Origin of the sequence: Sphingomonas palmae (assembly GCF_900109565.1) — a bacterium.
Classification (GTDB): Bacteria; Pseudomonadota; Alphaproteobacteria; order Sphingomonadales; family Sphingomonadaceae; genus Sphingomonas; species Sphingomonas palmae.
Genome location: NZ_FNZZ01000001.1, coordinates 761,994 through 785,969, shown reverse-complemented (window position 1 = coordinate 785,969; position 23,976 = coordinate 761,994). Strand labels below are relative to the sequence as shown.

Annotated in this window: 22 protein-coding genes and 1 pseudogene; 7 read left to right on the top strand and 16 right to left on the bottom strand. The window is 69.0% G+C overall.

Features of this window, described 5'->3' with window-relative positions:
* Positions 1-17 precede the first annotated feature (17 nt).
* Genes BMW51_RS03810 through BMW51_RS03800 form a run of 3 tightly spaced genes read left to right on the top strand, consistent with a single transcriptional unit; the run spans position 18 to position 3,637 of the window.
* Entirely contained in the window at positions 18-1,184 is a 1,167-nt protein-coding gene (locus BMW51_RS03810) for a hypothetical protein (RefSeq protein ID WP_093003423.1), read from the top strand.
* 36 nt (positions 1,185-1,220) lie between these two features.
* On the top strand, positions 1,221-2,303 hold the full coding sequence (locus BMW51_RS03805) for a DUF2336 domain-containing protein (RefSeq protein WP_093003421.1): 1,083 nt from the start codon (positions 1,221-1,223) through the stop codon (positions 2,301-2,303).
* Positions 2,300-3,637, top strand: coding sequence for a sensor histidine kinase (locus BMW51_RS03800; protein WP_093003419.1), 1,338 nt, complete (start codon positions 2,300-2,302; stop codon positions 3,635-3,637). The genes BMW51_RS03805 and BMW51_RS03800 overlap by 4 nt, the downstream gene beginning before the upstream one ends.
* A 48-nt stretch (positions 3,638-3,685) precedes the next feature.
* Here the strand turns inward: BMW51_RS03800 and BMW51_RS15820 are convergent, their stop codons facing one another.
* The 4 genes from BMW51_RS15820 to gltX all read right to left on the bottom strand — a co-directional run bounded on the left by BMW51_RS15820 (position 3,686) and on the right by gltX (position 7,532).
* Positions 3,686-4,399, bottom strand: coding sequence for a hypothetical protein (locus tag BMW51_RS15820; protein ID WP_143051792.1), 714 nt, complete (start codon positions 4,397-4,399; stop codon positions 3,686-3,688).
* A 143-nt stretch (positions 4,400-4,542) separates the two neighbouring features.
* A complete protein-coding gene (locus BMW51_RS03795) occupies positions 4,543-4,746 on the bottom strand; it encodes a hypothetical protein (RefSeq protein WP_093003417.1) in 204 nt (67 codons plus the stop codon).
* Positions 4,747-4,752: 6 nt separating this feature from the next.
* Entirely contained in the window at positions 4,753-6,036 is a 1,284-nt protein-coding gene (locus BMW51_RS03790) for a citrate synthase (RefSeq protein ID WP_093003415.1), read from the bottom strand.
* Positions 6,037-6,062: 26 nt separating this feature from the next.
* Positions 6,063-7,532 (bottom strand): glutamate--tRNA ligase, encoded by a 1,470-nt coding sequence (gltX, locus tag BMW51_RS03785; protein WP_093003413.1) that lies wholly within the window; start codon positions 7,530-7,532, stop codon positions 6,063-6,065.
* A 31-nt stretch (positions 7,533-7,563) separates the two neighbouring features.
* Here gltX and BMW51_RS03780 point away from each other — a divergent pair.
* Positions 7,564-9,108 (top strand): annotated as a pseudogene (locus tag BMW51_RS03780) (ComEC/Rec2 family competence protein); the annotation flags it as partial.
* Positions 9,109-9,676: 568 nt separating this feature from the next.
* Here BMW51_RS03780 and lexA read toward each other — a convergent pair.
* From lexA to BMW51_RS03745, 7 genes are all read right to left on the bottom strand, one after another.
* Entirely contained in the window at positions 9,677-10,333 is a 657-nt protein-coding gene (gene lexA, locus BMW51_RS03775) for a transcriptional repressor LexA (protein WP_093003411.1), read from the bottom strand.
* 69 nt (positions 10,334-10,402) lie between these two features.
* Positions 10,403-11,584 carry a molybdopterin molybdotransferase MoeA gene (locus BMW51_RS03770; protein WP_093003879.1) on the bottom strand — a complete coding sequence of 394 codons (1,182 nt, stop codon included), beginning with the start codon at positions 11,582-11,584 and terminating at the stop codon, positions 10,403-10,405.
* Positions 11,581-12,159, bottom strand: coding sequence for an NUDIX hydrolase (locus BMW51_RS03765; RefSeq protein WP_245708258.1), 579 nt, complete (start codon positions 12,157-12,159; stop codon positions 11,581-11,583). The genes BMW51_RS03770 and BMW51_RS03765 overlap by 4 nt, the downstream gene beginning before the upstream one ends.
* Entirely contained in the window at positions 12,156-12,623 is a 468-nt protein-coding gene (gene moaC, locus BMW51_RS03760) for a cyclic pyranopterin monophosphate synthase MoaC (protein ID WP_093003409.1), read from the bottom strand. The genes BMW51_RS03765 and moaC overlap by 4 nt, the downstream gene beginning before the upstream one ends.
* The gene (gene trpC / locus BMW51_RS03755; RefSeq protein WP_093003407.1) at positions 12,620-13,405 is read right to left on the bottom strand and encodes an indole-3-glycerol phosphate synthase TrpC; all 786 of its coding nucleotides are present in this window, start codon (positions 13,403-13,405) and stop codon (positions 12,620-12,622) included. The genes moaC and trpC overlap by 4 nt, the downstream gene beginning before the upstream one ends.
* A complete protein-coding gene (trpD, locus tag BMW51_RS03750) occupies positions 13,402-14,397 on the bottom strand; it encodes an anthranilate phosphoribosyltransferase (RefSeq protein ID WP_093003405.1) in 996 nt (331 codons plus the stop codon). The genes trpC and trpD overlap by 4 nt, the downstream gene beginning before the upstream one ends.
* On the bottom strand, positions 14,394-14,978 hold the full coding sequence (locus tag BMW51_RS03745) for an anthranilate synthase component II (protein WP_093003877.1): 585 nt from the start codon (positions 14,976-14,978) through the stop codon (positions 14,394-14,396). Before BMW51_RS03745 ends, trpD begins: the two co-directional genes overlap by 4 nt.
* A 151-nt stretch (positions 14,979-15,129) precedes the next feature.
* Between BMW51_RS03745 and BMW51_RS03740 the strand changes: the two genes are divergently transcribed.
* A complete protein-coding gene (locus BMW51_RS03740; protein WP_093003403.1) occupies positions 15,130-15,585 on the top strand; it encodes a hypothetical protein in 456 nt (151 codons plus the stop codon).
* A 71-nt stretch (positions 15,586-15,656) separates the two neighbouring features.
* Here the strand turns inward: BMW51_RS03740 and trpE are convergent, their stop codons facing one another.
* Complete coding sequence (gene trpE, locus BMW51_RS03735) at positions 15,657-17,195, bottom strand: anthranilate synthase component I (RefSeq protein ID WP_093003401.1); 1,539 nt, start codon at positions 17,193-17,195, stop codon at positions 15,657-15,659.
* Positions 17,182-19,128: a peptidylprolyl isomerase gene (locus tag BMW51_RS03730; RefSeq protein ID WP_093003399.1), complete on the bottom strand. Its 1,947-nt coding sequence runs from the start codon at positions 19,126-19,128 to the stop codon at positions 17,182-17,184. Before BMW51_RS03730 ends, trpE begins: the two co-directional genes overlap by 14 nt.
* A 150-nt stretch (positions 19,129-19,278) precedes the next feature.
* Between BMW51_RS03730 and tpiA the strand changes: the two genes are divergently transcribed.
* Positions 19,279-20,019: a triose-phosphate isomerase gene (tpiA, locus tag BMW51_RS03725; RefSeq protein WP_093003875.1), complete on the top strand. Its 741-nt coding sequence runs from the start codon at positions 19,279-19,281 to the stop codon at positions 20,017-20,019.
* A gap of 4 nt (positions 20,020-20,023) precedes the next feature.
* Here tpiA and BMW51_RS03720 read toward each other — a convergent pair whose 3' ends face one another.
* Positions 20,024-21,412 carry a leucyl aminopeptidase family protein gene (locus BMW51_RS03720; RefSeq protein ID WP_093003873.1) on the bottom strand — a complete coding sequence of 463 codons (1,389 nt, stop codon included), beginning with the start codon at positions 21,410-21,412 and terminating at the stop codon, positions 20,024-20,026.
* Between the two features lie 93 nt (positions 21,413-21,505).
* Here BMW51_RS03720 and trxB point away from each other — a divergent pair, with 93 nt between their 5' ends.
* The gene (gene trxB / locus BMW51_RS03715) at positions 21,506-22,474 is read left to right on the top strand and encodes a thioredoxin-disulfide reductase (RefSeq protein ID WP_093003397.1); all 969 of its coding nucleotides are present in this window, start codon (positions 21,506-21,508) and stop codon (positions 22,472-22,474) included.
* A 6-nt stretch (positions 22,475-22,480) separates the two neighbouring features.
* On the opposite strand, the gene BMW51_RS03710 is transcribed toward trxB, so the two are convergent.
* Entirely contained in the window at positions 22,481-23,254 is a 774-nt protein-coding gene (locus BMW51_RS03710) for a hydrolase 1, exosortase A system-associated (protein ID WP_093003395.1), read from the bottom strand.
* A gap of 118 nt (positions 23,255-23,372) precedes the next feature.
* Complete coding sequence (locus tag BMW51_RS03705; RefSeq protein WP_143051791.1) at positions 23,373-23,960, bottom strand: hypothetical protein; 588 nt, start codon at positions 23,958-23,960, stop codon at positions 23,373-23,375.
* Positions 23,961-23,976 lie beyond the last annotated feature (16 nt).

The following is a 23,976-nucleotide window of genomic DNA, read 5'->3' as shown; positions in this document are numbered from 1 at the left end:
CGCCGTAAGCGCCACGGATGCTGGCAGGGCTGCTATTTGCGACAAGAGAAGCGGTTGATCGGCCGGGCACGCTGACGGCGACGCTGCCGTTCGCGGCCGCGACGCTGATCGAATATCAGGCGCGCCTGCTGATTGCCGCTGGTGCGTCGCAGATCGTCGTGATCGTGTCGCGGCTGACGCCCGAGCTGATCGGTGCGCTCGCACGGATCGGCAAGCGCGGCGTCGCGGTCGACGCGGTGCGCAGCGCGACCGATGCGCTGGGCAAGCTCCACCCGCTAGCGCGCGTGCTGCTGATCGCCGACGGACTGGTGACGAACGAGCCGGTGGTGAATGCGCTCGCCGGTGAAAAGGACGACACGCTGCTGGTCGTGCCCGATGCGGCGGCCGGAACGGAGTTCGAGCGGATCGGGGGCGGCGTTGCCTGGGCAGGGCTGGCGCGGATGGATGCGCGGCGCTTGTCCGAGGCCGCGGGGATGCCCGCCGATTACGACCTGCAATCGACGCTGCTCCACGTGCTGGCGCAGGCGCGCGCCGAGCGGGTCGAACTGCCCGCTCACGCGATCGCGCAGGGGCACGGGATCGAGCACCGCGCCAGCGCGCTCGATCAGCGCGGGCGCGCGGTGCTGTCGGCAACGATGGCGGCGCGGCCGGGCTGGTTCGACCGCGTGGTCCTGCGCCCGCTCACGCGGCTGGCGGTGCCAGAGGTGGCACGACGCGGCGTCGCGACGATGGCGGTGGCGGGCGTCGGTGGTGTGCTCGCGCTCGTCGGGCTCGCGGGCGTCTACGCGGGATGGCGCGCGTCGGGTCTGGCCGCGGTGCTTGCCGGCGTGATCCTCGCCGAGCTGGCCGGATCGCTGGCGCTGTTTCGCGACGAGGCGGAGGTTCAGCGTGGGATCCACGTCGCCTCGCTGGTGGCGCCGGCGCTCGCGATATTGCTGTTGGGGCAGGGGCTGGGTGCGGTCGCGTTGCTGCTCGCGGTGCAGACGGTCGCACTCGGCGGCTTGTCCGAGCGTGCGGCACGCCCGTCACTGCGGCGCCGCTGGTGGGGCGGCGCACCCGCTTACCTGGCTGTCGTGACGGCGGGGACGCTGCTGGGCCTGCCATTGTGGGGACTGGCGGCGGCGGCGCTCTACGCCACGGCGACGCTCGCGGGCACGATCGAGGCGCTCAGGCCTGAGGCTTAGCGCCCCTTTAACGAAGCCGCGCTACAAGCGAACACCATGTCGCTTCCCCCTTCCTCTTCGTCGGACGTGTCGGCCGCGGATCTGGCGTTGCGCGCGGCGGCGGCCGAGCGGCGCGCAGGGCGCCGGCTCGGCGCCGCGATCGAGGACTTCTTTCGCGTCGAGCAGGATCGGCTCGACGACCGTGCACGCGCGCTGATCAGCGCGATGGTCGAGGCAAGCGTGGCGGCGATCGAGTACGATGTCGGCAGTGCCGCCGCACGGCTGCTCGCCGCGCGCGGCGACGGTGCGGCGGCGAAGGCGCTGGCCGCGGGCAACGCGGGCGTCCTCGCGCGATTGATCGATTCGGGGCTGCTCCGCGACCGCGCGCTGATGGACGAGATCGTGACGCAGGCGCGCGTCGACCTGATCGACGAGGCGTTGATCACCAACCGTGCCCCCGGCGTCACGACCGGGCTGCTCGCGAGGCTGCGCGATCATGCCGATGCGATGGTGCGCGATGCCGCGATCGATTACCTGCTGGCCGACAGTCGCCGCCGCGCGCCGATCGAGGAGCGCCGCGCCGAGCTGCCCGCCGAGTTGCACCATCAGCTGGTCTGGTGGGTGGCGGCGGCGTTGCGCGAGCGGTTGGGCGGCGTGTCCGCCACCGCCGACCGCGCGCTGGTTGACGCGGCGATGCAGCGGATCGCGCATTTCGATGGCGCGGCGGGAACGATCGTTGCGGCGCACCGGCTCGCAACCGCGATCGACGCCGATGTCGAGCGTCTGCCCGGACTGCTGATCGAGGCGCTGACCGAGGGGCGATTGACGCTGTTCGCGGCGTTCCTGGCACATGCGCTGGGGATTGAGATGGACGAGGCGCGCGCGCTGGCACTCGAACCCGACGGCGAGCGGCTGTGGATCGCGCTGCGTGCGCTCGGCATGGACCGAGATGTGCTGGCGCGTGTCGGCTGGGCGCTGGGTGAGGCGGACCGCTCGCGCGATGTCGAGGCCTTGCCCGAGGCGATCGACGCCGCGGCCGGGGTGCAGCCCGAGCAGGCGGGGGCAGTCATCGCACCGCTGATGCTGACGCGTGACTTTCGTCAGGCAGTGCGCGCGCTCGCGATGGGCAGCGCTGCGTGAACGATCCATTGATTTTGCACGCGCGGCTCGACCGCGAAGATCGGCTGATCGACGCCGACGAGGGTTTCGGTGCGATCAACGAGCGCGCCGGCGGCAGTCGCGGTCAGGTGCTGGCCGTGCCGCAATTTGCGACCTTGGTCCGGCTCGCGCGGCGACTTCGCATCCTGATCACGCGCGGCGTGACGATCGCCGACGGCGAGATCGATCTCGATTGCTGGATCAAGGCGACGCCGGGTGACGGCGGCACCTCGCTTGCGGTCTCGGTCCTGCGCGAGCGGCCGGCGTGGCGTACGCCGACGAGCGCGAACACGGTCGCCGCACTGCCGCCACCACCCGGTGCCGATTGGCAGTGGGAAGTCGATGCCGAGCTTCGCGTCACGCGGATCGACGAGCAGGCAGGCATCCGTCAGGGTTTTGACGCGGTTGCGGCGCTGTCACGCCCGCTGACGCGGTTGTTCGCGATGGAACCCGACGAGGACGGCAATGTCGTGATCCTCGATGCGGTGGCGGAGCGGGTCGACTTCGACCGGCAGGTGGCGACGATCCGTGAGAGCGGCGTGCGCGTGTTCCTCGCCGGATCGGTCCGGCGCGATGCGCTGGGCGGGTTTGACGGCTTCGTCGGCGGCACCTACCTGCTCGATGAAGCGCCGCCCGAGCCGGTCAGCGAGACGTTCAACGCGCGCCTCGATCAGGTGCTGCGCGGTCCTTTGGGCCGGATCGTCGCCAATGCCGACACGATCAACGCCGGGATGGATGGCGCACTCGATTCGCATTACGCCGATTACGCCGCCGACATCGCCAGCGCGGGACGCCATCTGCTCGGGCTCGTCGACGATCTGGTCGATCTGGAAGCGATCGAACGCGACGATTTCACGGTCGAGGACGAGGCGATCGACTTGGCCGACGTGGTACGACGCGCGGCGGGGCTGCTGCAGGTGCGCGCGGCGAATGCGGGCGTGTTGATCGACCGCGATGGGCTCGACGATGCGCTGCCCGCGCGCGGAGAATTCCGTCGAACGCTGCAGATTCTGGTCAATCTGATCGGCAATGCGGTGCGCTATTCGCCCGAAGGCGCGACGATCTGGCTGCGTGCACAGCGCGACGGCAACCGCGCAGTGGTGATCGTCGCCGACCAGGGCAAGGGCATCGCGCCGGACGACCAGGCGCGCATTTTCGAAAAGTTCGAGCGCGTCGACGCGAGCGAGGCGGGCGGAAGCGGCCTCGGGCTCTACATCGCGCGGCGGCTGGCGCGGGCGATGGGGGGCGACCTGACCGTCGACAGCGACGTCGGGATGGGCGCGCGCTTCCTGCTGTGGTTGCCGGCGGGGGCGTAGCAAGGGTCAAGCGGTCTCAACGGTCGGACGATTTCCGACGCGCCACAATCAATCGCTAAGCTCTTCAGTTATCCCGATATCGGTGAAGTTCGTCACAACGTTCTTATTTGCGGCGGTTGCTGCCCGAATGTCCTTATGCCCTTCCGCATCGCCAAGCCGAATGCGAGCGATGCCGCGACCGAAGGCGGCATCTGCAAGAAAAGGGTGGGCTGCGAACTGCTTGTCTCCAAGCGCCTCGTCAAAGTCGCGAAGTGCCTCGATGTTCAATCCCAATTGGAGCTCAGCCAGTCCGCGGAAGAGTAAAGTGTAGCCTTTACGATCCGCGGCGATGGCGAGATCGCAAACAGAAATAGAATTTTCTAGATCGATCCCGCGCGCGGCACGTGCCCAGCAAGCGGTGTTGAGCCGAGTCTTGTCTTCTGGATGGTTCAGGGCATTATCATCGTAGAAGGAGATGATCGCTTCAGGATGACCGGCTGCGGCATCAACCCACATGCTCTGCTCGCTAACGTCGTCCAAGGATCGACCAGAATGAGCTAGCGCATCCTTCAGCTGCTGGGCCTGCCTCTCGTTCGTGGCGGCTAGTTTTAACTCATGCCAACTCAGTGCTGCATACGGACGATTCTTAGCCGCTCGGATAAGCCTTCGCAGAGCTGCGTTCTGTTGCTGATCTTCCGGTTGTGCTTGGGCTTGAACGGGCGCAGTTGACGCGATGAGCATAGCGGCCGCGAGCCATCGGCCGATAATCCTCAACGCACGCATGTCTATCTACTCCGCGCACAACGAATATTCGGCCTCATTGTAACGTCTTTGTTAGTTCGGCACTAGTAAGAGGCGCCAAGTCCAGCGGTAGCAAAAAGTGTCTGACCGGCGGAACTATCAATCAAACTGCTTAACAGCGCGCCTTACTGCCGCAATCGCCGCGCCAAGAGGATCATCAGCAGTCCCGCGACCGCCAGTGCGGCGCCGTAGTCGCCCCAGACGCGCTGGTCGAGCATGAAGCTCGAGGCAGGCCAGTGGATCAGGCCGCGGCCCTGGCCGATCCACAGCACGCCCATCAGTGTGCAGAGCACTCCGAGGACGAGGAGGACCGGCCGGAGCCGCTGCATGTCAGATCAACGCTCGCCGACGGGGACGTAGCTGCGCTGCGTCGGCCCGGTGTAGAGCTGGCGCGGGCGGCCGATCTTCTGGTCGGGATCGGTGATCATCTCGTTCCATTGCGCGACCCAGCCGACGGTGCGCGCGAGCGCGAACAGCACGGTGAACATGCTGGTCGGGAAGCCGATCGCCGAGAGGATCACGCCCGAATAGAAGTCGACGTTCGGGAACAGCTTCTTTTCGATGAAGTACGGATCGTTGAGCGCGATCTCTTCCAGCTTCAGCGCGGTCTCAAACACGGGGTCGGAGACGTTGAGCGTCTCGAACACCTCACGCACGGTCTTCTGCATCACGGTCGCGCGCGGGTCGTAGTTCTTGTACACGCGGTGACCGAAGCCCATCAGGCGGAACGGATCGTTCTTGTCCTTCGCCCGCGCGATGAACTCGGGGATGCGATCGGGCGTGCCGATCTCGTGCAGCATGTTGAGCGCGGCTTCGTTCGCGCCGCCGTGCGCCGGACCCCAGAGACACGCGATGCCCGCCGCCATGCACGCGAACGGGTTGGCCCCCGACGAGCCGGCGAGGCGGACGGTCGAGGTCGAGGCGTTCTGCTCGTGGTCGGCGTGGAGGATGAAGATACGGTCCATCGCGCGCTCGATCGCCGGGTTTACCTCATAAGGCTCCGCCGGCACGCCGAAGGTCATGCGCAGGAAGTTGCCGGTGTAGGACAGTGAATTGTCCGGGTAGAGGAACGGCTGACCCACGCTGTACTTGTACGCCATCGCCGCGATCGTCGGGATCTTGGCGATCAGACGGTGCGACGCGATCATGCGCTGCTGCGGATCGTGGATGTCAGTCGAGTCGTGATAGAAGGCCGACAGCGCGCCGACCACGCCGCACATGATCGCCATCGGGTGCGCGTCGCGCCGGAACCCACGGAAGAAGGTCGCCAGCTGCTCGTGCACCATCGTGTGGCGGCTGATCGTGTGGTTGAAGCCCGACAGCTCGTCCGCCGACGGCAGCTCGCCGTTTAGCAGCAGATAGGCAACCTCCATGAAGCTCGACTTCTCGGCCAGCTCGCCGATCGGGTAGCCGCGGTGAAGCAGCACGCCCTCGTCACCGTCGATATAGGTGATCTCCGACCGGCACGACGCGGTCGAGGTGAAGCCGGGGTCGTAGGTGAAGGCGCCGGTCTGGCCGTAGAGCTTGCGGATGTCGACCACGTCGGGGCCGACCGAGCCGGAGAGCACGGGATAGTCGAAGTTCTTGCCCGCCAGATCGAAGGTAGCTGTGTCGGTCATGATCGTCTCCTGTCAGGCCCAAGGGCTCATGCGTTGCCGGGTGTGTGATCCGCGATGCGCGCCAGGCTTTCCTCGCGTCCTAGAAGGACGAGTACGTCGAAGATGCCCGGCGACGTCTTGCGTCCGGTTAGTGCGACGCGAAGCGGCTGGGCCACCTGTCCGAGCTTCACGCCCGCATCATCGGCGACCTGCCGCACCGCGGCCTCTGCCGTCTCCGTATCCCAGTTGTGCACTGCGTCAAGCGCTGCGTGGAGCCGTTCGAGCAATGCCGGCGCCTCACCGCCGAGCAGCGGGGCTGCGGCGTCGTCAATCGCTAGCGGGCGTTCGGCGAACAGGAACGCGGCGCCGTCGGCGAGCTCGTTGATGTTGGCGGCGCGCGGCTTCAACGCCGGCATTGCCGTTTCGAGTCTGGCGCGCCGCGGATCGTCCTGTGCCAGATCGAGCTTGTCCGCGACCAGTCCGGCGAGACGCGCATCGTCGGCGGCGCGGATGTAATGGCCGTTCAGGTTCTCGAGCTTCTTGAGGTCGAAGCGCGACGGGCTCTTGCCGACGCCCGACAGGTCGAACCAGCGGACCGCGTCGTCGCGCGCGATGATCTCGTCGTCGCCGTGACCCCAGCCGAGCCGGAGCAGGTAGTTGTCGAGTGCCTCGGGCAGGATGCCGAGTTCGTCGCGATACGCCTCGATCCCGACCGCACCGTGTCGCTTCGAGAGCTTGGCGCCGTCCGATCCGTGGATCAGCGGGATGTGCGCGTAGACCGGGTCGGGCCAGCCGCCTTCTATGGCGTCCATCGCGCGGTAGATCGGCAACTGGCGGAAGGCGTTGTTGAGGTGATCGTCGCCGCGGATGACGTGCGTCACGCCCATGTCGTGATCGTCGACCACCACCGCGAGCATATAGGTCGGCGTTCCGTCGGAGCGGAGCAGGACCATGTCGTCGAGCTCGGCGTTCTGGACGGTCACCGCGCCCTGCACCTGGTCGTCGATCGTGACCGCGCCCTCGGTCGGCGCCTTCAGCCGGACGACGAAGGGCTGGTCGGCAGGACCGTCGCTGCGCTCGCGCCAGGGGGAACGAATACGCAGCGGCTTCTTCGCCGCCTGCGCCTCGGCGCGCATCGCGTCGATCTCACCTTGGGTCATATAGCAGCGGTAAGCGTGGCCGTGCTCCACCATCTGCTGCGCCACGGCGGCGTGGCGGTCGGCGCGCGCGAACTGGTAGACTTCCTCGCCGTCCCAATCGAGCCCGAGCCAGCGCATTCCGTTCAGAATCGCGGCAATCGCGGGCTCGGTCGAGCGCGCGCGGTCGGTATCCTCGATCCGCAGCCGGAACGTGCCGCCGTGGTGGCGCGCGTAGAGCAGGTTGAACAGCGCGGTGCGCGCGCCGCCGAGGTGGAGAAAGCCGGTCGGCGATGGCGCGAAGCGGGTGACGACCTTGGACGGGTTCTGAGTCGCGTCGGCGGGCGCCGCATGGGCGTCGGAGTTGGTGGTTGCGCTCAAGCGCGCTTGCTCCCAGGCTGCGAGGAATGTGATGGCCAGTTCAGCCGCGACCGCCCCTAGCAAAGCACAAGCGTCGCTTCAAATCGCGGCGGCGTGGTCGGGCGCGTGGGAACGCTGGCTCGAGGCGGAGCGGCACCAGCTGGTGCTGTGGCTGCCGATCATGCTGGGGGCGGGGATCGCGACGTGGTTCGTGCTGCCGGACGCGACGGGCTGGACCGCGGCGTTGCTCGGCAGTGCGGGGATCGCTGGCTCAGCACTGGCGCTGGCGCGTGGTGGGCGCTGCGGCGTGACGATTGCGGCGGGCGCGATCGCTTTCGCGATCGGTCTCGCGCTGGTGTGGTGGCGGGCGGAGGCGGTCCGTGCGCCGGTGCTCGCCCGCCCCGCGATTGTCGAGCTGGTCGGGCGCGTGACGCGGGTTCAGGCCCAGCCGGCGCGTGACCTGACGCGCGTGTGGATCGCGGTGGAGCGCTGGGATGGGCAGGTGCGCGACGACGTGCCGCGACGCGTGCGGGTCAATGTCGCGGACGATGACCTGCCCACCGGCGTCGTCGAACAAAGCCGGGTGCGGGTGCGCGCGCGGTTGATGCCGCCTGCGCCGCCGGCGGTGCCGGGCGCATATGACTTCGCGCGGGTGGCTTGGTTCGAAGGGCTCGGTGCCACCGGACGCGCAATCGACATCGCCGTGATCGCGCGCGCCGGATCGGATCGGGAGGGTATTCGTGCGCGGCTGACGCGCCATATCGAGGCGCAACTGCCTGGCAGCGCCGGCGGGATCGCGGCGGCGCTGGCGACCGGCGATACCGGCGCGATCGCGGACGAGGACGCCGAGGCGATGCGCCGCGCGGGCCTCGCGCATCTGCTGTCGGTCAGCGGGCTGCACATCACCGCGGCGGTCGGGATCGTGATGGCGCTCGCGCTGCGGCTGCTGGCGTTGTCGCCGAGACTTGCGTTGACGGGGCGCGTTCCGCTGCTCGCAGGCGGAGCCGCCGCATTGGCGGCGATCGGCTACACCTGGCTGACGGGCGCGGAGGTGCCGACGATCCGCAGCTGCGTCGCCGCGCTGCTGGTGTTGGCGGCGCTGGCGATGGGGCGCGAGGCAGTGACGCTGCGGCTGGTGGCGGCGGGCGCGCTGATCGTGCTGGTCGCGTGGCCCCAGGCGCTGGTGAGCGCGAGTTTCCAGCTGTCGTTCGCGGCGGTGACCGCGATTGTCGCGCTCCACGAACATCCGCGTGCCCGCGCGCTGTTCCTGTCGCGCGAGGAGGCGTGGTGGCGGCGCGGATTGCGGGAAGGCGGCTCGCTGCTCACGACCGGCTTGCTGGTTGAGCTCGCGTTGATGCCGATCGCGGTGTTCCACTTCCACAAGGCTGGCGTGTACGGCGCGTTCGCCAACATCGTCGCGATCCCGCTGACAACCTTCGTCGTGATGCCGGTGGAGGCGGGTGCGTTGATGCTCGATGCCGTCAGGCTCGGCGCACCATTATGGTGGGTCGCGGGTCAGACGTTGCGCTTGCTGCTATGGATCGCGCACGCGGTTGCGTCCGCACCGGGATCGGTCGCGGCACTGCCCGCAATGCCGCGCGGTGCGTTCGCGCTGATGATCGCGGGTGGATTGTGGGTCGCGCTGTGGCGTACGCGTGCGCGCTGGGCCGGACTGGTCCCTGTTTTCGTCGGCGCGTGCTGGACGATTGCGACACCCACACCCGACCTGATCGTGACGGGCGACGGACGGCATCTGGCGTGGCGCGGCGAAGACGGCAGCCTGGCGCTGCTTCGCGACCGCGCCGGCGACTATACGCGCGACACGCTGGCGGAGAATGGCGGGTTTGACGGCGAGATGGCCGCGCTGTCGGAAACGCGGAGTGCGCGCTGTAACCAGGATTTGTGCTGGGCCACGCGGCAGATCGGCGAGCGGCGGGTCACCTTGCTCGCGACGCGCAGCGGCTATCTGGTACCCGCCGGCGCCTTCATCGACCTGTGTCGCCGCGTCGACATCGTCGTGAGCGAGCGCCGTGTCCCCCGGCGATGCCGCGCTCGGTGGCTGACGCTGGACCGTGCGTCGCTTCGGCGCACCGGCGGTGTCGCGGTGAGTTTCGAGGATGCGAGCATCACGACGGTGCGCGTCGCGAAAGACGCGCACCCGTGGATCACGCGTAGCGGCGGAGAATACCGGCCAGCTTACCCTGAACGCGCACCTGCGCGGGGGCGTAACGCTGCGGATCATAGGCGCGGTTGGCGGGATCGAGCCGCACCATCGCACCTTCGTGACGGAAATATTTGAGCGTCGCCTCGCTGTCGTCGATCAGCGCCACCACGATCTCGCCGTCGCGCGCGACCTCCTGCTTGCGGATCAGTGCATAGTCGCCGTCTAGGATACCGGCCTCGACCATCGAGTCGCCCGAAACTTCCAGCGCGTAATGCTCGCCCGCGCCCAGCAGCGCCGCGGGAACGGGCAGGCTGGTCGAGCCTTCGAACGCCTCGATCGGCACACCGGCCGCGATGCGGCCGTGAAGCGGCAGCTCGACCACGTCGTTCGCCGGCTGCGGGGCCACGCGCGAGGCGGGCCGCTCGTTTCCGTCGGCATCGACACGGTCGGGCGTGCGCAAAATCTCGAGCGCGCGTGCGCGGTTGGGCAACCGCCGGATGTAGCCGCGTTCCTCGAGCGCGCTGATCAGGCGGTGCACGCCCGACTTTGACTTGAGCTCGAGCGCTTCCTTCATCTCCTCGAACGAGGGCGACACGCCCGTCGCGGCGAGCCGATCTTCGATGAAGCAAATCAGCTCATGCTGCTTGCGGGTGAGCATCGCGCGGCTCCTTTGGTGAACAGATGCAGAACCTTTATGGAACAGCAGGTGTTCCGTCAAGCGACGCGGTCAAGCGATGGTCAGGATTTCCGCCGAGTCGCCGGCTCGGGCCGCAGGGGCGTGAGGTGGGCGGATCACGAGGCAGGTCGAGCGCGCGAGCGTGCGCAGCATCGAGCTGTCCTGGATCGTCGAAGCGTAGACGCGACCGTCGCGCATCTCGGCACGCAGATAGTCGGTCCGGTTGTTGTTGGCCGCGAGCGGCTCACCCAGGATCGCGCTGCTCGCGCGCGGAAACGGGTCGGCGGCGCCCGACAGGTGCGCCACCAGCGGGCGCACGAACAGGAGCGCGGTGACGAAGGCGGACACGGGATTGCCGGGCAACCCGACCACCGCGGTCGCACCGCGGCGCCCCGCCAGCATCGGCTTGCCCGGACGCAGTGCGATGCGCCAGAAATCGAGCGAGAAGCCTGCCGCGTCGAGCGCGGGACGGACAAGATCATGGTCGCCCACGGACGCGCCGCCAGTGGTGACGAGCACGTCCGCCGCTACCTTCGCGAAGGCCGTCGTCATCACATCGAGACGGTCGGGCAGAATGCCGAGATCCATGAACGTGACCGGCAGGTCGGCGAGCAGTGAGCGGAGCAGCAACCGGTTGGACTCGGGCAGCGCGTCCAGTCCGGCCGAGGTGCCGGGTTCGACCAGCTCGTCGCCGGTCGCCGCGATGGCGACGCGGATCGGGCGTGCGACGGCGACGCGCCCGACGCCGCCGGTCGCGCACACGGCGAGCCGGGCAGGGGTCAGCCGCTCGCCCGCGTCGACCAGCAAGTCGCCCTCGGCGAAATCGAGGCCGCGGCGGCGCACGTTGCGCGCCAGATGCGGCGGCCCCTCACCGGCGAGCAGCAGGCGGTCGCCGTCTCGCGTCGCCTCTTCCTGCACCAGCACGGTGTCGCCGCCGTCGGGTATCGCCGCCCCGGTAAAGATGCGCACCGCTTCGCCCGCGCCGATCCTGCCCGCGAACGGGCTGCCGGCCGCGCTCTCGCCTGTGACGCGCCACGGGCCCGGCATGTCGGCGAAGCGGATCGCGTAGCCGTCCATCGCCGACAGGTCGCGTGCCGGCTGGGTTCGCTGCGCGACGACCGGCTTGACCGCCCAACGCCCGAGGGCGTCGTGGATGTCGACTTCCTCGTGGGCGGCAAAGGTGCCGAGTGCCAGAACACGCGCCTGCGCTTCGTCGATCGGGAGCAGGCTCATGCGGAATTCCATCGGTTCATACGGCCAAGCACGATCGCGAGCGCGGCGACGTGAACCGCTTGCTGCACCTCGTCCGCCATCGCACGGCGGACAACGTCGGCGATCGGCATCCAGCGGCGGCGCACGCGTTCGCTCGGCTCGTCCTGCGGCTCGGCGATGCAGCGCGTTCCGAGCGCCAGCACGGCGTGGCACTGGTTGGTGTGGATCGCCGGATTGGGGCTGAGCGAGGCCATCACTTCCCACGTGTCGGCAACGCAGCCGGTTTCCTCCAGCAGCTCGCGCCGTGCCGCCGCGAGCAGGTCGGCGTCGCGCGCGTCGACACCGCCGCCCGGCAGCTCGAGCGAGACGATGCCGCGGGCGTGGCGATATTGCTCGATCATCAGCAGATTGTCGGCGTCGTCGATCGCGACGATTAATACCCAGTCGGGATAATCGGTGACGTAGAAGGGGGCGATCGTCGCACCGTCATCGGTCACGCAGGTGTCGGCGTGGAGCGTCAGCCAGCGGTCGTCGATCAGCGTCTCACGCGCGGTCGTCCGCCACGGCACGATCGCCGGATCGTCGAAGTCGTTCAACGCTGCCAGTCGCCGGATCGGCCACCGCTTTTCGCGACGACCTGAATATCCTGCATGATCATCGCCTTGTCGATCGCCTTTGCCATGTCATAAACGGTGAGGAGCGCGACCGAGACGGCGGTCAGCGCCTCCATCTCGACGCCCGTCTTGCCGTCGGTTCGCACGGTTGCGGTCGCGGCGACGCCGGCGTCTTGTATCTCAAGGTTGAGCGAGACGCGCGTGATCGGCAGCGGGTGGCACAGCGGCACCAGGTCACTGGTCCGCTTGGCCGCCATGATCCCGGCGACGCGCGCGACCGCGATCACGTCGCCCTTCTTCACCGCACCGGCGCGGATCGCCGTGACGGCCTCGGCCGACATCAGCACGCGTCCGGTCGCGGTCGCCTCGCGCCGTGTTACCGCCTTGTCGCCGACATCGACCATGTGCGCCGCGCCATCGGCGTCGAGATGGGTGAGGTCGCTCATCCGACCAGCGCGAGGGTCGCTGCCTCGACGTCGGGCTGGCGCATCAGTGCTTCGCCGATCAGGAAGCAGCCGATGCCGTGCTCGGCCATCGCGTCGAGGTCGGCGCGCGTCGTCAGACCACTTTCCGCAACAAAGGTGCAGCCGGCTGGCGCGTGCGCGACGAGGTCGTAGGTGCGGCAATAGTCAACGGTGAAATCGCGCAGGTCGCGGTTGTTGACGCCGATCAGCCGCGATTTCAGCCGCGCGGCGCGCTCCATCTCGCCTGCGTCGTGGACCTCGACCAGCACGTCGAGCCCGACCTCGATCGCGGCCGCCTCGCACTCGGCGAGCGTCGCGTCGTCGATGGCGGCGACGATCAGCAGGATCGCGTCGGCGCCGAGCGCGCGCGCCTCAATCACCTGGAAGGGGTCGACCGTGAAGTCCTTGCGGATCACCGGCAGATCGCACGCGGCGCGCGCGGCCTGCAAGTAGGCGTCGGAACCCTGAAAATATCGCTCGTCGGTCAGCACCGACAGGCAGGTCGCGCCACCGGCCGCATAGGCGTGCGCGTGCGCGGGTGGATCGAAGTCGGCGCGGATCAGCCCCTTCGACGGGCTGGCCTTCTTGATCTCGGCGATCAGCGCGTGGCGACCGGCGGCGACGCTGCGATCGAGCGCGGCGCGAAAACCACGCGGCGGCGATTGTTCGGCGATGCGCGCGTCGAGCTCGGCGCGGGTGGCCGCGGCCTTGCGCGCGGCGACTTCCTCGCGCTTGGTGGCGATGATCTGGTCGAGGATGGTCATGCGTAGGCGATCCAGCGGTCGAGCAGCGCGTTCGCGTCGCCGCGGTCGATCGCCTCCGCGGCGCGCGCTGCGGCATCAGGGAGCGTCGACTGCGTACCCGACAGGACGAGCGCGGCAGCGGCGTTGAGCAGCACTGCGTCGCGATACGGCCCGTGCTCGCCGAGCAGCAGACGGCGGAGCGCCACCGCATTGAAGGCCGCATCGCCGCCGCGGATGGCGCTGGTCGGGTGGCGCGGCACTCCCGCATCCTCGGGCGTGATGCGCGCTGGCAGCGTCACCTCGCCGATGCTGACCACCACGGTCGCGCCGGCACCTGAAATCTCGTCCAGCCCTTCCTCGCCCGAGACGACGAGTGCGCCCTCGCTGCCCAGTTGCGCCAGTGCCTCGGCGTAGACCGGCGCATAGTCGGGCCGTGCGATGCCAATCAGCTGCCGGGTGACGTGCGCTGGATTGGCGAGCGGCCCCATCAGGTTGAAGATCGTGCGACGCCCGATGCGGCGGCGGATCGGCGTGATCCGCTTCATCGCCGGGTGATGGTTGGCCGCGAAGAGGAAGCAGATGCCGAGGTCGGCGAGCGTTGCCTCGGCCTGCGCGCCGGCGCGGTCCATGTCGAGGCCGAGCGCCTCCAGCGTGTCGGCGGCACCCGCCTTCGACGAGGCGGCGCGGTTGCCATGCTTGGCAACCGGCACGCCGCAGCTCGCGACCACGAGGCTGACCGCGGTCGAAACGTTCAGCGTATGCTGTCCGTCGCCGCCGGTGCCGCACACGTCGATGGCGTTCGCCGGCGCGGTGATCGGGATCAGTCGCTCACGCAGTGCGCGGGCCGCCTCCGCAATCTCCAGGCTGGTTTCGCCGCGGATCGACAGCGCGACCAGGAACTCGGCGATCGCCTCCTCGCTCGCGTGTCCGTCGAGGATGTCGGCGAAGGCCTGCGCCGCGCTCTGCCGGCTGAGCGGCGAGACGGGATCGGGCAGCTGCGCGAAGCTGGTCATGCCGGCATGCTCGCGGGCATCCCGGCGATGCGCAGGAAGTTGGCGAGCAATGCATGGCCGTGCTCGGTCGCGATGCTCTCGGGGTGGAACTGCACGCCGTGGATCGGCAGCTCGCGGTGGCGAAGTCCCATGACCGACGCGTCGGCGGCGGTCGCGTTGACGACGAGGCTGTCGGGCACGTCGGTGACGATCAGCGAATGGTAGCGCGTCGCGGTGAAGGGCGAGGGCAGATCGGTGAACAGGCCGGTGCCGTCGTGCTCGACCGGGCAGGTCTTGCCGTGCATCAACCCGCCGCGGCGCACCGTGCCGCCGAAATGCTGACCGATCGCCTGATGGCCCAGGCAGACACCCAGCAGCGGGCGCCGCGCCTCGGCACAGGCCGCGACCAGATCGAGGCTGACCCCGGCCTCGTTGGGCGTGCACGGTCCAGGCGAGATCAGGAACGCGCTCGCCCCGCTCGCCAGCGCGTCGGCGGCGGACAGCGCGTCGTTGCGCACCACCCGCACTGGGGCGCCCAGCTCCATCAGGTAATGGACCAGGTTCCAGGTAAAGCTGTCGTAATTGTCGATCACCAGGATCATGCCCGCCGCCATAGCCGATGCGCGGGCGCGCGCAACGTGTCCCGCTCACGTCACGCGCGGGAAATCGCCGGGACACACGATAGCGGCTAGGAAGTAAGGAGATATTCAGGCGCGCACGCGTTTGTAGCTGTACCCAAGGAGCGTTTTCCGCATGCTGCGTCTGTTATCCGCCATCTCCCTCGTCCTCGTGCCCGCGGGTGCGCTGGCGCAGACCGCCCCCACGAGCTCGACCGCGCAGGCGCAGGCGGAGACCGGGCGCGCGCCGAGCCGCATCCGCAACGTACAGCTGACCGGCAACGATAAGTGCCCGACCGCGCAGGGCGACGAGATCGTGGTGTGCAGCCGGATCAACCCGGACGAGCAATATCGTATTCCCAAGCAGTTGCGGAACACCGCGGAGCCGGCAGCGCAGAACCAGAGCTGGGCCAATCGCACCGCGGTCGCCGACGAGGTCGGACGCGTCGCGGGCGGATTGCCCGACACATGCTCACCGGTCGGTACGGGCGGGCAGTCGGGCTGCACGCAGATGTGGGCGCGCGCCTATGCCGCGGAGAAGAAAGCGGCCGAGAAGAATGACGCGATGATGCCGGGCGCTACGCCGCGGTAAGGCGCAGGATCGGCAGACGCGGGTAAATAGTCTCGAATGGCCGGTTCGAGCGTCGTCGGCTCGCAACTGGATTACTGCGCGAACCCCGATTCGCTCGCCTGCCGGATCGCCTCGCGCGCGGCGGCGAGGAGCGCGCCCGATTTCGCCTCGCACTCGCGCTGTTCGTACGTCGGATCGCTGTCGGCGACGATGCCCGCCCCCGCTTGGACATGCATCAAACCGTCCTTCACCAGCGCGGTGCGCAGCACGATGCACGAGTCCATGCTGCCGTCGGGCGAGAAGTAACCGACTCCGCCGGCGTAGGCGCCGCGCTTCTCCGGCTCCAGTTCCGCGATGATCTGGCACGCGCGTACCTTGGGCGCGCCGCTGACGGTGCCGGCCGGGAAACCTGCGAGCAGCGCGTCGACCCCGTCGTGTGCGGGGTCGAGCCGGCCGACCACGTTCGACACGATGTGCATCACGTGGCTGTAGAATTCGACCGTGTAGCTGTCGGTCACGGTGACGCTGCCCGCCTGCGCGACGCGGCCGACGTCGTTGCGGCCGAGGTCGAGCAGCATCAGATGCTCGGCGCGCTCCTTCGGATCGTCGAGCAGCGAGGCACGATTGGCGGCATCCTCCGCAGCGGTGCGCCCTCGCGGACGCGTGCCCGCGATCGGGCGGATCGTCACCTCGCCGTCGCGCGCGCGCACGAGGATCTCGGGACTCGATCCGGTCAGCGAGAAGCCGGGCAAGTCGAGATGGTAGAGGAACGGCGATGGGTTGATCCGCCGGAGTGCGCGGTAGAGCTCGAACGCGGGCAGGGTGAACGGCGCGGTGAAGCGCTGCGCGAGCACAACCTGGAAGATGTCGCCGGCGAAGATATATTCCTTCGCCGCCGCGACCATCTCGGCGTAGCGGCCAGCGGGCAATGTTGGGGTAAGCGTGATGTCGCTCGCGTCGGCGCGCACGCGCGGCGGCAGCGCGGCGTGCGCCAGCCGCGCCTCGGTCGTGTCGAGCCGCTCTTCGGCAGCGGCGATCAGCGCCTCGGGCGTGCGCGCTACATCGGGCCAGACGGGCGCGACGAGGAATAGCGCGTCCGCGAGACGATCGAACACCAGGATCACGGTCGGGCGCACGAACATCATGTCGGGCACGCCGAGCGCGTCGACCTTGGGATCAGGCAACTGCTCGACCAGTCGGATCGTGTCGTAGCCGAAATAGCCGACGAGGCAGGCGAGCGCGCGCGGCAGCTCGGGCGCGACCGTCATGCGGCATGAGGCGACCAGTGCCCGCAGCGCCGCCAGCGTCGGCTTGCCGCACGGCTCGAACGTGTCGCGGTCGTCGAGCCAGTGTGCGTTGATTGCGGCTTGCTTACCTTCGGCACGGAAGACGAGGTCGGGGGCGAGCCCAAGCAGGCTGTAGCGTCCGCGCACCGCGCCGCCCTCAACCGATTCGAGCAGGAAGTCGCCGCGACCCGGCTCGATCAGCTTGAGCGCGGCGGCGACCGGCGTCTCGGTGTCGGCGATGCGGCGCCGCCAGACGAGCGCGGGGCGGCCAGCGGCGAGTTCGACCCGCGGATCGACGGGGGCGTCTGCCCCATCGCCCGCGCCGGCGGCGTTACTGGTTGCCACCCTGACCCGCCAGTTCGCGCTTCAGCTCGGTAATCGCGTCGGGCTTGCGCTTGACGCCCACCGTTTCGACCGCGGCGCGGGTGAATTGCTGCGCATATTCTTGCCCGATCACGCGACCGAGGTCGGCGCGCGTCGCGGCGATCACGCCCGGCTTGGTTTTCGCATCGCCCGGCGTCACGCGGTCGAGCTTGATCAGCAGCCAGCCCATGTTGTTGGGCGCCGCCAGCATCTTGGCGCTGCCCTGCTTCATCGAGAACAGCAGCGCCAGCGTCGGCTCGACGCCGCGGCGGTCGGCGTTCAGCTGCGCGCGGGTCGTGTCGATCCGCTGCGGCGCCGGACCGCGCACGCCGGTCTGCGACAGCACGGCCGCGAGCGTCGCGCCCTTGTCGAGCTTGGCGAGCGCCTGCGTCGCGATCTGCTTGGCAGCGTTGCGCTGCCGCTCGGCGATCACGTCCTTCACCACCTGTGCGCGGACCTGCGCGAGCGGACGCGGTGCGGCACGGACGATGCGGTCGAGCGCGACCACCGCGAAGCCGCCGTCGGTCCCGAGCGCGACGATCGTCGGCGTGTCGCCTTCCTCCGCGGCGAAGCCCGCCTGCATGATCGGGGCGAGGCGCGGATCAGGTTTGGTCGCGGCATCGTCGGGATCGATGCCCGAGGCGAGCAGCGGCTTGGTCGTCGAGACCGCCAGCTTCTGATCCGACGCGACCTCGTTGATGTTGGCGTTGTCCGACAGCGCGTCGTCGATCTTGTTCTGCATCTGCGACAGCGCGTCGGTCGTCTTGCTGCGGGTCAGCGTCTGGACGATCTCGTCGCGCGCCTGCGCCAGCGAGCGGCCGGCGACCTGCGTGACGCCGTCGACCTGCGCCACGACGAAGCCGATCGTGCCCTTGATCGGGCCGACAACCGCACCCTTCTGCGCCGCGAACAGCGCGTCGGCGACCGCGGCCGAGGTCTGCGTGGCGAGCGCGGTCTTCTCGACCTTCTCGATCGTGCGCGGCTCCAGCCCCGACGCGCGGGCGGCGGCGGCGAGCGCGGTGCCCGACTTCACCTTCGCGGCGAGCGCGTCGGCGGCTTTCTGATCGAGCACGGTGACGATGCTGACGGTGCGCTGCTCGCGCGGCTGATAGGCGGCGCGGTTGCCGTTATACGCCTGCTGGATTTCCGCGTCGGTGGGCGTCGCCTGCGCCTTGACGCTGTCGGGGGTGACGACCGAGTAGCGCACCACGCGGCGTTCCGGCACCGTGTAGCGCGGCAGGTGGCTGGCGTAGAATTTCTGCACCTCGGCGTCGGTCGGTGCGGGGCCGGTGGGGACGGCCGCGGCGGGGATCAGCGCGATCTGGCCCTCGCGCCGCTCGAGCAGCAGGGAGGCGTAGGGAAGCGTGAGCTTCTCCGACACCTGGCTCGCGCCGATCGTCGGGGTGACGAGGAACTGGGTCATGATGCTGCGCGCGAATTCGTCCTGCACCTGCGCGTCGTTCAGCCCGCGCTGCGCGATCAGCCGCTCATAGGTCTGCTGGTCGAACTGGCCGGTCGGCCCCTGGAAGGCGGGGATGGCCTTGATTTCGCTGCCGATCAGCGCGCGGCTGACGCGCAGGCCCTGGTCATGGCCGAACTTCTCCAGCCCGATCGCGTTCGCCAGCCGCTCGATGATCGACTCGATCCCGCCCAGCTCGATGAGCTGCGCCATGTCGAAGCCGGGCTGCTGCGTTTGCGCGAAGCGGACCTCGTCCTGCGCGCGCTTGCGCACGTCGGCGGCGGTGATCCCCGAGTTGCCGACCGTCACGACCGAGTTGCCCAGCAGCCCGCCGCCGCCCGACGACAGCCCGGTCACGTCACCGGCCGCGAACGACAGGGCGATAATGCCGAGCAGCGCTAGCGTGATGACGACGCCGGCCTTTGAATTGACGATGCGGCGAAAGAAGCTGAGCATGGACCCGGAGCCGTGGAGACGAAGATCGGGCGGCTTTAGGCACCGCTCCGCGTGGAGGCAATGCCGCGTCGACGCGCAGCGGTGATGGCGGACCGGCGCAACCGCGGCTATCGCGCCGAACGAACGAGATCGGATCAGGGGGAGGATGGCATGACGCGGCGCAAACTGGTGGCGGGCAATTGGAAGATGAACGGCAGCCATGCCGCGCTGTCGGAGCTCGACGCGATCGCGGAAGCAGCGGCGGCGCATACGAGCATCGACGTGGCGGTGGCGGTGCCCGCGACGCTGATCGCTCCTGCTGCGACGCGCGTGCCGGCGCTGTCGATCGGCGCCGAGGACGTTCACGCCGCCGACCACGGTGCGCATACCGGCTGCGTTTCCGCCGCGATGGTCAAGGAAGCCGGCGCGCGCTTCTCGATCGTCGGCCACTCGGAGCGCCGCGCCGATCAGGGCGAGCGCGATGCCGACGTGAAGGCCAAGGCGGAGGCGCTGCACCGCCACGGCCTGAACGCGATCGTCTGCGTCGGCGAAACGCTGGACGAGCGTGAAGCGGGGCGGGCCGAGGCGGTGGTCACCGCGCAGATCGCGGGATCGCTGCCGGATGGGGCCGCGGCCGAGTGGTGCGCGATCGCCTACGAACCCGTTTGGGCAATCGGTACCGGGCGGACGCCGACCGCGGCTGATGTCGCGGCGATGCAAGGCGCGATCCGTGCGAAACTGCGCGCGATGATCGGTGAGGAAGCCGACCGCTTGCGCATCCTCTACGGCGGGTCGGTTACGCCCGACAATGCGCGCGAGCTGCTCCACGTCGCCGACGTCGACGGCGCGCTGGTCGGTGGTGCCAGCCTGACCGCGGCGAAGTTCGTGCCGATCATCGCCGCGGCAAATTGACGCCTCAGGCGGGGTAGCGGCGGCGCAGCAGCTCGAACGCGGCGCGCAGGCCGTACGCCTCGCCGCCCTTCGGACGACCCGGCTTCGCCGCCGGGCGCCACGCGAACGTGTCGAGGTGCGCCCACGGCGTGCCCGCGTCCACGAAGCGACGCAGGAATAGGGCCGCGGTGACCGCACCCGCGAAGCCACCATCGGGCGCGTTGACCATGTCGGCGACGTCCGATTTTAGCATGTCGTCGTATCCGTCCCACAAGGGCAGGCGCCACAGCGGATCCTTGACCGCGTCGGCGGCGGCGAACAGGTCGGCGGCGAGCGCGTCGTCGTTGACGAAGGTCGCCGGGAGGTCAGGCCCGAGCGCGACACGCGCAGCACCGGTCAGCGTCGCGAAGTCGATGATGAGCGCGGGATCGCTCTCACCCGCCTTGGTCAGCGCGTCGGCGAGGATCAGGCGTCCCTCCGCGTCGGTGTTGGTGTTCTCCACGCTCACGCCCTTGCGCGTCGGCAGCACGTCGCCGGGGCGGAAAGCATCGGCGGAGATCGCATTCTCGACCGCGGGGATCAGGAGGTGAAGGCGGATCGGCAATCCCGCCTGCATGACGACGCTGGCGAGCGCCAGCGCGTGTGCGGCGCCGCCCATGTCCTTCTTCATCAACCGCATGCCGGCCGAGGGCTTGATGTCGAGCCCACCCGAATCGAAGCACACGCCCTTGCCGACGATCGCGACGCGCGGGTGGCTGGCGTCGCCCCATTCGAGTTCGATCAGGCGCGGCGCGCGGTGCTCGGCGGCGGCGCGGCCGACCGCGTGGATCATCGGGTAACCGGTCTTGAGCGCGTCGCCCGTCGTCACTGCAAGCGTGGCCGAGTGGCGGTCGGCGAGCGCGGCGGCTTCGGCCTGCAACTCGGCCGGGCCCATGTCGTTCGCGCCTGTGTCGACCAGATCGCGCAGGTAGGCGGTAGCGCGCGCGAGGCGTACAGTCTGCTCGATCCCGGCGTGATCGTCCGTCAGCAGCACGCGGTGCGGCGCCGGCTCGCTCTTGCGATAACGGGTGAAGCGGTGCTGAGCGAGCAACCAGCCGAGCGCCGCCGCACCGACCGGCGCATTGCCCGCCAGACGGTAGGTCCCCTCCGGCAGACCATCGCCCAGCGAAGCGATGCGCCACGGCGAGTCAAGGCTCTCGTTGCAGATCAGCAGCATCGACCAATCGTCCGCGTCCTCGCCAGGCAGCATCGCGCGGTTGCCGGGTTTTCCGGTGACGCGATTGGCGGCGAGCGCGGCGCGTATCCGCGGCCCCTGCTCGGCCGCCCATGCCTCATACGTGTCGGGGTGGACGACGTGGATGTCGCGCGCGGGCTGGCCGCGGTCGGGCTGGAGCAGGAAGGTGAAGTCGGTCATGCGCGCGACCAAAGCAGGACTTGGGGATGCACGCAACGAAGCTGTCGCGGCCGATAGTTTCCAAGCCGCGCGGCGCGCCCTACATCGCGACCCATGACGACACATTCGACTCGCATGCTCGTGCTCGGCTCGGGCCCGGCCGGGCTGACCGCCGCTATCTACGCCGCGCGCGCCGGCATGAAGCCGATCGTGGTGCAGGGCATCCAGCCGGGCGGCCAGCTGACCACCACCACCGACGTCGAGAATTATCCTGGCTTCGCCGACGTGATCCAGGGTCCGTGGCTGATGGAGCAGATGCAGAAACAGGCCGAGCACGTCGGCACGCGCATGATGTGGGACACGATCGTACAGGTCGACCTGTCGACACGGCCGTTCCGCCTGATAGGCGATGGCGGCGACGTGTACGAGGGCGAGGTTCTGGTGATCGCGACCGGCGCGCAGGCGAAGTGGCTCGGCCTCGACAGCGAGGACGCGATGAAGGGCAAGGGCGTCAGCGCGTGCGCGACCTGCGACGGCTTCTTCTATCGCGGCAAGAAGGTGGCGGTGATCGGCGGCGGCAATACCGCAGTCGAGGAGGCGCTGTACCTCACCAACCACTCGGACGATGTGACGCTGATCCACCGTCGCGACTCGCTTCGTGCCGAGCGCATCCTGCAGGAGCGGTTGCACGCGCACCCGTCGATCAAGGTGCTGTGGAACAAGGAAGTGCGCGAGTTCGTCGACGGCGGCGGCAACGCTGGCCTAGTCGCGCTCGAGTTGGAGGACACGCAGACGGGCGAGCATTCGCGCATCCCGGTCGACGGCGGGTTCGTCGCGATCGGGCATCATCCCGCGACCGAGCTGTTCCGCGGGCATCTCGCACTCGACGACGACGGCTATATCGCGGTCGAGACCGGCACCACCAAGACGAGCGTCGCGGGCGTGTTCGCGTGCGGCGACGTGATGGACAAGTCGTACCGGCAGGCGGTCACCGCGGCGGGCACCGGCTGCATGGCCGCGCTCGACGCCGAGCGCTTCCTGGCGGCGGTCGAGTTCGAGGAGTTCAAGGAAGCGGCGGAATAACGCCGCTCAAGCGTCCAGCCAGCGCGTGATGATCTCGGCGAGCGCCTGCTTGTCGGCGGCGCGCGCGAAGCTGTGCGACGACGTGTCGATCGTTAGCGTTTGAAAATCATGCGAGCGCGCCGCGTCGGCGAAGGCGCGCGCCGTGTTGTCGTCTCGCGCGAGCAGCACTGTTGCGGCGTCGCCCCATTGAGCGATCGCGGTCGTCACCTTCGTTGCCAGGGTGTTCGGCTGTGATCGTGTGCGAGCGATTTTCCATAAGCCTTTGAACACCTTGTCGATATTGATACCGCCGCCGAGCAGTCGACGCCATTCCGCCGGGTCACGCAGCTGCTGCGCGTAGCCCGCGCGGATCGCTGCGGCGGGGGGCAGGTCGTCGGCCTGCTCGATCGTCCACGGATTGGCGAGCAGCACCCGCTCGATTTCCGCACTGCGCCCCTCCAGCGCGAGCAGCGTCGCCGCATCGCAATTGCCGAAGGCGTAGAGACGAGTGACGTGTGGCGCGGCTTGGCGGAAGGCGGCGGCGGCGGCGCGCAGATCGTCGCCCGCGTGAGCGAAGCCGCGATTGTCACCCTCCGAGTCGCCGATACCGCGGCGATCGTAGCGGAACACCGGCGTCCCGCGCGAGGCCAGACGTTGCGCGAGCATCGCCATGCCGCGATGCGCGCCGTGACGCACCTCGTTGCCGCCGGAGACGATCAGCAACCCGGTGGTCGCGTCGCCCGTGTCGAGCGTGCCGGCGAGCATCGCGTCGGCGCAGCGGAAGCTGATCAGGCAGCGCATGATGCCTTGATGCCGGGATGGCAGCTGACGCCGAGTCCCATCAACACGTAGTAACGTACTGATGCGCTGCGCCATTCAACTACCAAGCTTGGAATCGGCGTTCGGCGGGTGTGTGAATTCATGCGAGCCACTCCGCGATGTCGTTGGCGAGTGATGCGACGAGCATCGGATCGCACGACGGCTCGCTCGCGCGCCACGGCGCGGCGCCGGCGACCTTCCGGTCGGCGAGGCGGGGATCTCTTTCCATGCGGACGACGCGCGGCGGCGGGGTGATTGTCGGCTGCGCATCGCGCAACTGCGCGAGCAACGCGTCGGAGAGGTCGTTCCCGGCGTAGCCGTCGCCGTCGCCGAGTGCGCGCTGACGGGTGAGTTCGCGTACCTGCTCCTCACCCGTGATCGGCGACCAGTACCAGCGGCTCGCCGCTGCGACATCCGCGTCGACCAGCGCACCGGCGCGGATCGCGACGACGTGGCTCGGTGACGAGAGCACCCCGGCCGCAGCGACGGCTGCCTCGCGCCACGCAGCCAAGTCCACCTCAACAACGGGTGTCGTGCTCTCGCCTTGTCCGGGCAGGTCGGGCAGCGCGACCGACCAGCCTGCCTGCGCCAACCGTCGCAGGACGCGGACGAGGATCGCGCGTGTACGGTTCGCTTCCTCGAACAGGGCGGGAAAGGAGAGGATCGTCGGACCCTCGTCCGGCCCCATGCGCAGCATCGCCTCG

Excerpts from the sequence above, each read along its gene's own strand:
- BMW51_RS03810 (WP_093003423.1), top strand. The coding sequence starts at position 18 with ATGCTGGCAGGGCTGCTATTTGCGACAAGAGAAGCGGTTGATCGGCCG.
- BMW51_RS03805 (WP_093003421.1), top strand. The coding sequence starts at position 1,221 with ATGTCGCTTCCCCCTTCCTCTTCGTCGGACGTGTCGGCCGCGGATCTG.
- BMW51_RS15820 (WP_143051792.1), bottom strand. The coding sequence starts at position 4,399 with ATGCGTGCGTTGAGGATTATCGGCCGATGGCTCGCGGCCGCTATGCTC.
- BMW51_RS03795 (WP_093003417.1), bottom strand. The coding sequence starts at position 4,746 with ATGCAGCGGCTCCGGCCGGTCCTCCTCGTCCTCGGAGTGCTCTGCACA.
- BMW51_RS03790 (WP_093003415.1), bottom strand. The coding sequence starts at position 6,036 with ATGACCGACACAGCTACCTTCGATCTGGCGGGCAAGAACTTCGACTAT.
- lexA (WP_093003411.1), bottom strand. The coding sequence starts at position 10,333 with ATGCTCACCCGCAAGCAGCATGAGCTGATTTGCTTCATCGAAGATCGG.
- BMW51_RS03770 (WP_093003879.1), bottom strand. The coding sequence starts at position 11,584 with ATGAGCCTGCTCCCGATCGACGAAGCGCAGGCGCGTGTTCTGGCACTC.
- moaC (WP_093003409.1), bottom strand. The coding sequence starts at position 12,623 with ATGAGCGACCTCACCCATCTCGACGCCGATGGCGCGGCGCACATGGTC.
- trpC (WP_093003407.1), bottom strand. The coding sequence starts at position 13,405 with ATGACCATCCTCGACCAGATCATCGCCACCAAGCGCGAGGAAGTCGCC.
- trpD (WP_093003405.1), bottom strand. The coding sequence starts at position 14,397 with ATGACCAGCTTCGCGCAGCTGCCCGATCCCGTCTCGCCGCTCAGCCGG.
- BMW51_RS03745 (WP_093003877.1), bottom strand. The coding sequence starts at position 14,978 with ATGATCCTGGTGATCGACAATTACGACAGCTTTACCTGGAACCTGGTC.
- BMW51_RS03740 (WP_093003403.1), top strand. The coding sequence starts at position 15,130 with ATGCTGCGTCTGTTATCCGCCATCTCCCTCGTCCTCGTGCCCGCGGGT.
- BMW51_RS03730 (WP_093003399.1), bottom strand. The coding sequence starts at position 19,128 with ATGCTCAGCTTCTTTCGCCGCATCGTCAATTCAAAGGCCGGCGTCGTC.
- tpiA (WP_093003875.1), top strand. The coding sequence starts at position 19,279 with ATGACGCGGCGCAAACTGGTGGCGGGCAATTGGAAGATGAACGGCAGC.
- BMW51_RS03720 (WP_093003873.1), bottom strand. The coding sequence starts at position 21,412 with ATGACCGACTTCACCTTCCTGCTCCAGCCCGACCGCGGCCAGCCCGCG.
- trxB (WP_093003397.1), top strand. The coding sequence starts at position 21,506 with ATGACGACACATTCGACTCGCATGCTCGTGCTCGGCTCGGGCCCGGCC.
- BMW51_RS03710 (WP_093003395.1), bottom strand. The coding sequence starts at position 23,254 with ATGCGCTGCCTGATCAGCTTCCGCTGCGCCGACGCGATGCTCGCCGGC.
- BMW51_RS03705 (WP_143051791.1), bottom strand. The coding sequence starts at position 23,960 with ATGGGGCCGGACGAGGGTCCGACGATCCTCTCCTTTCCCGCCCTGTTC.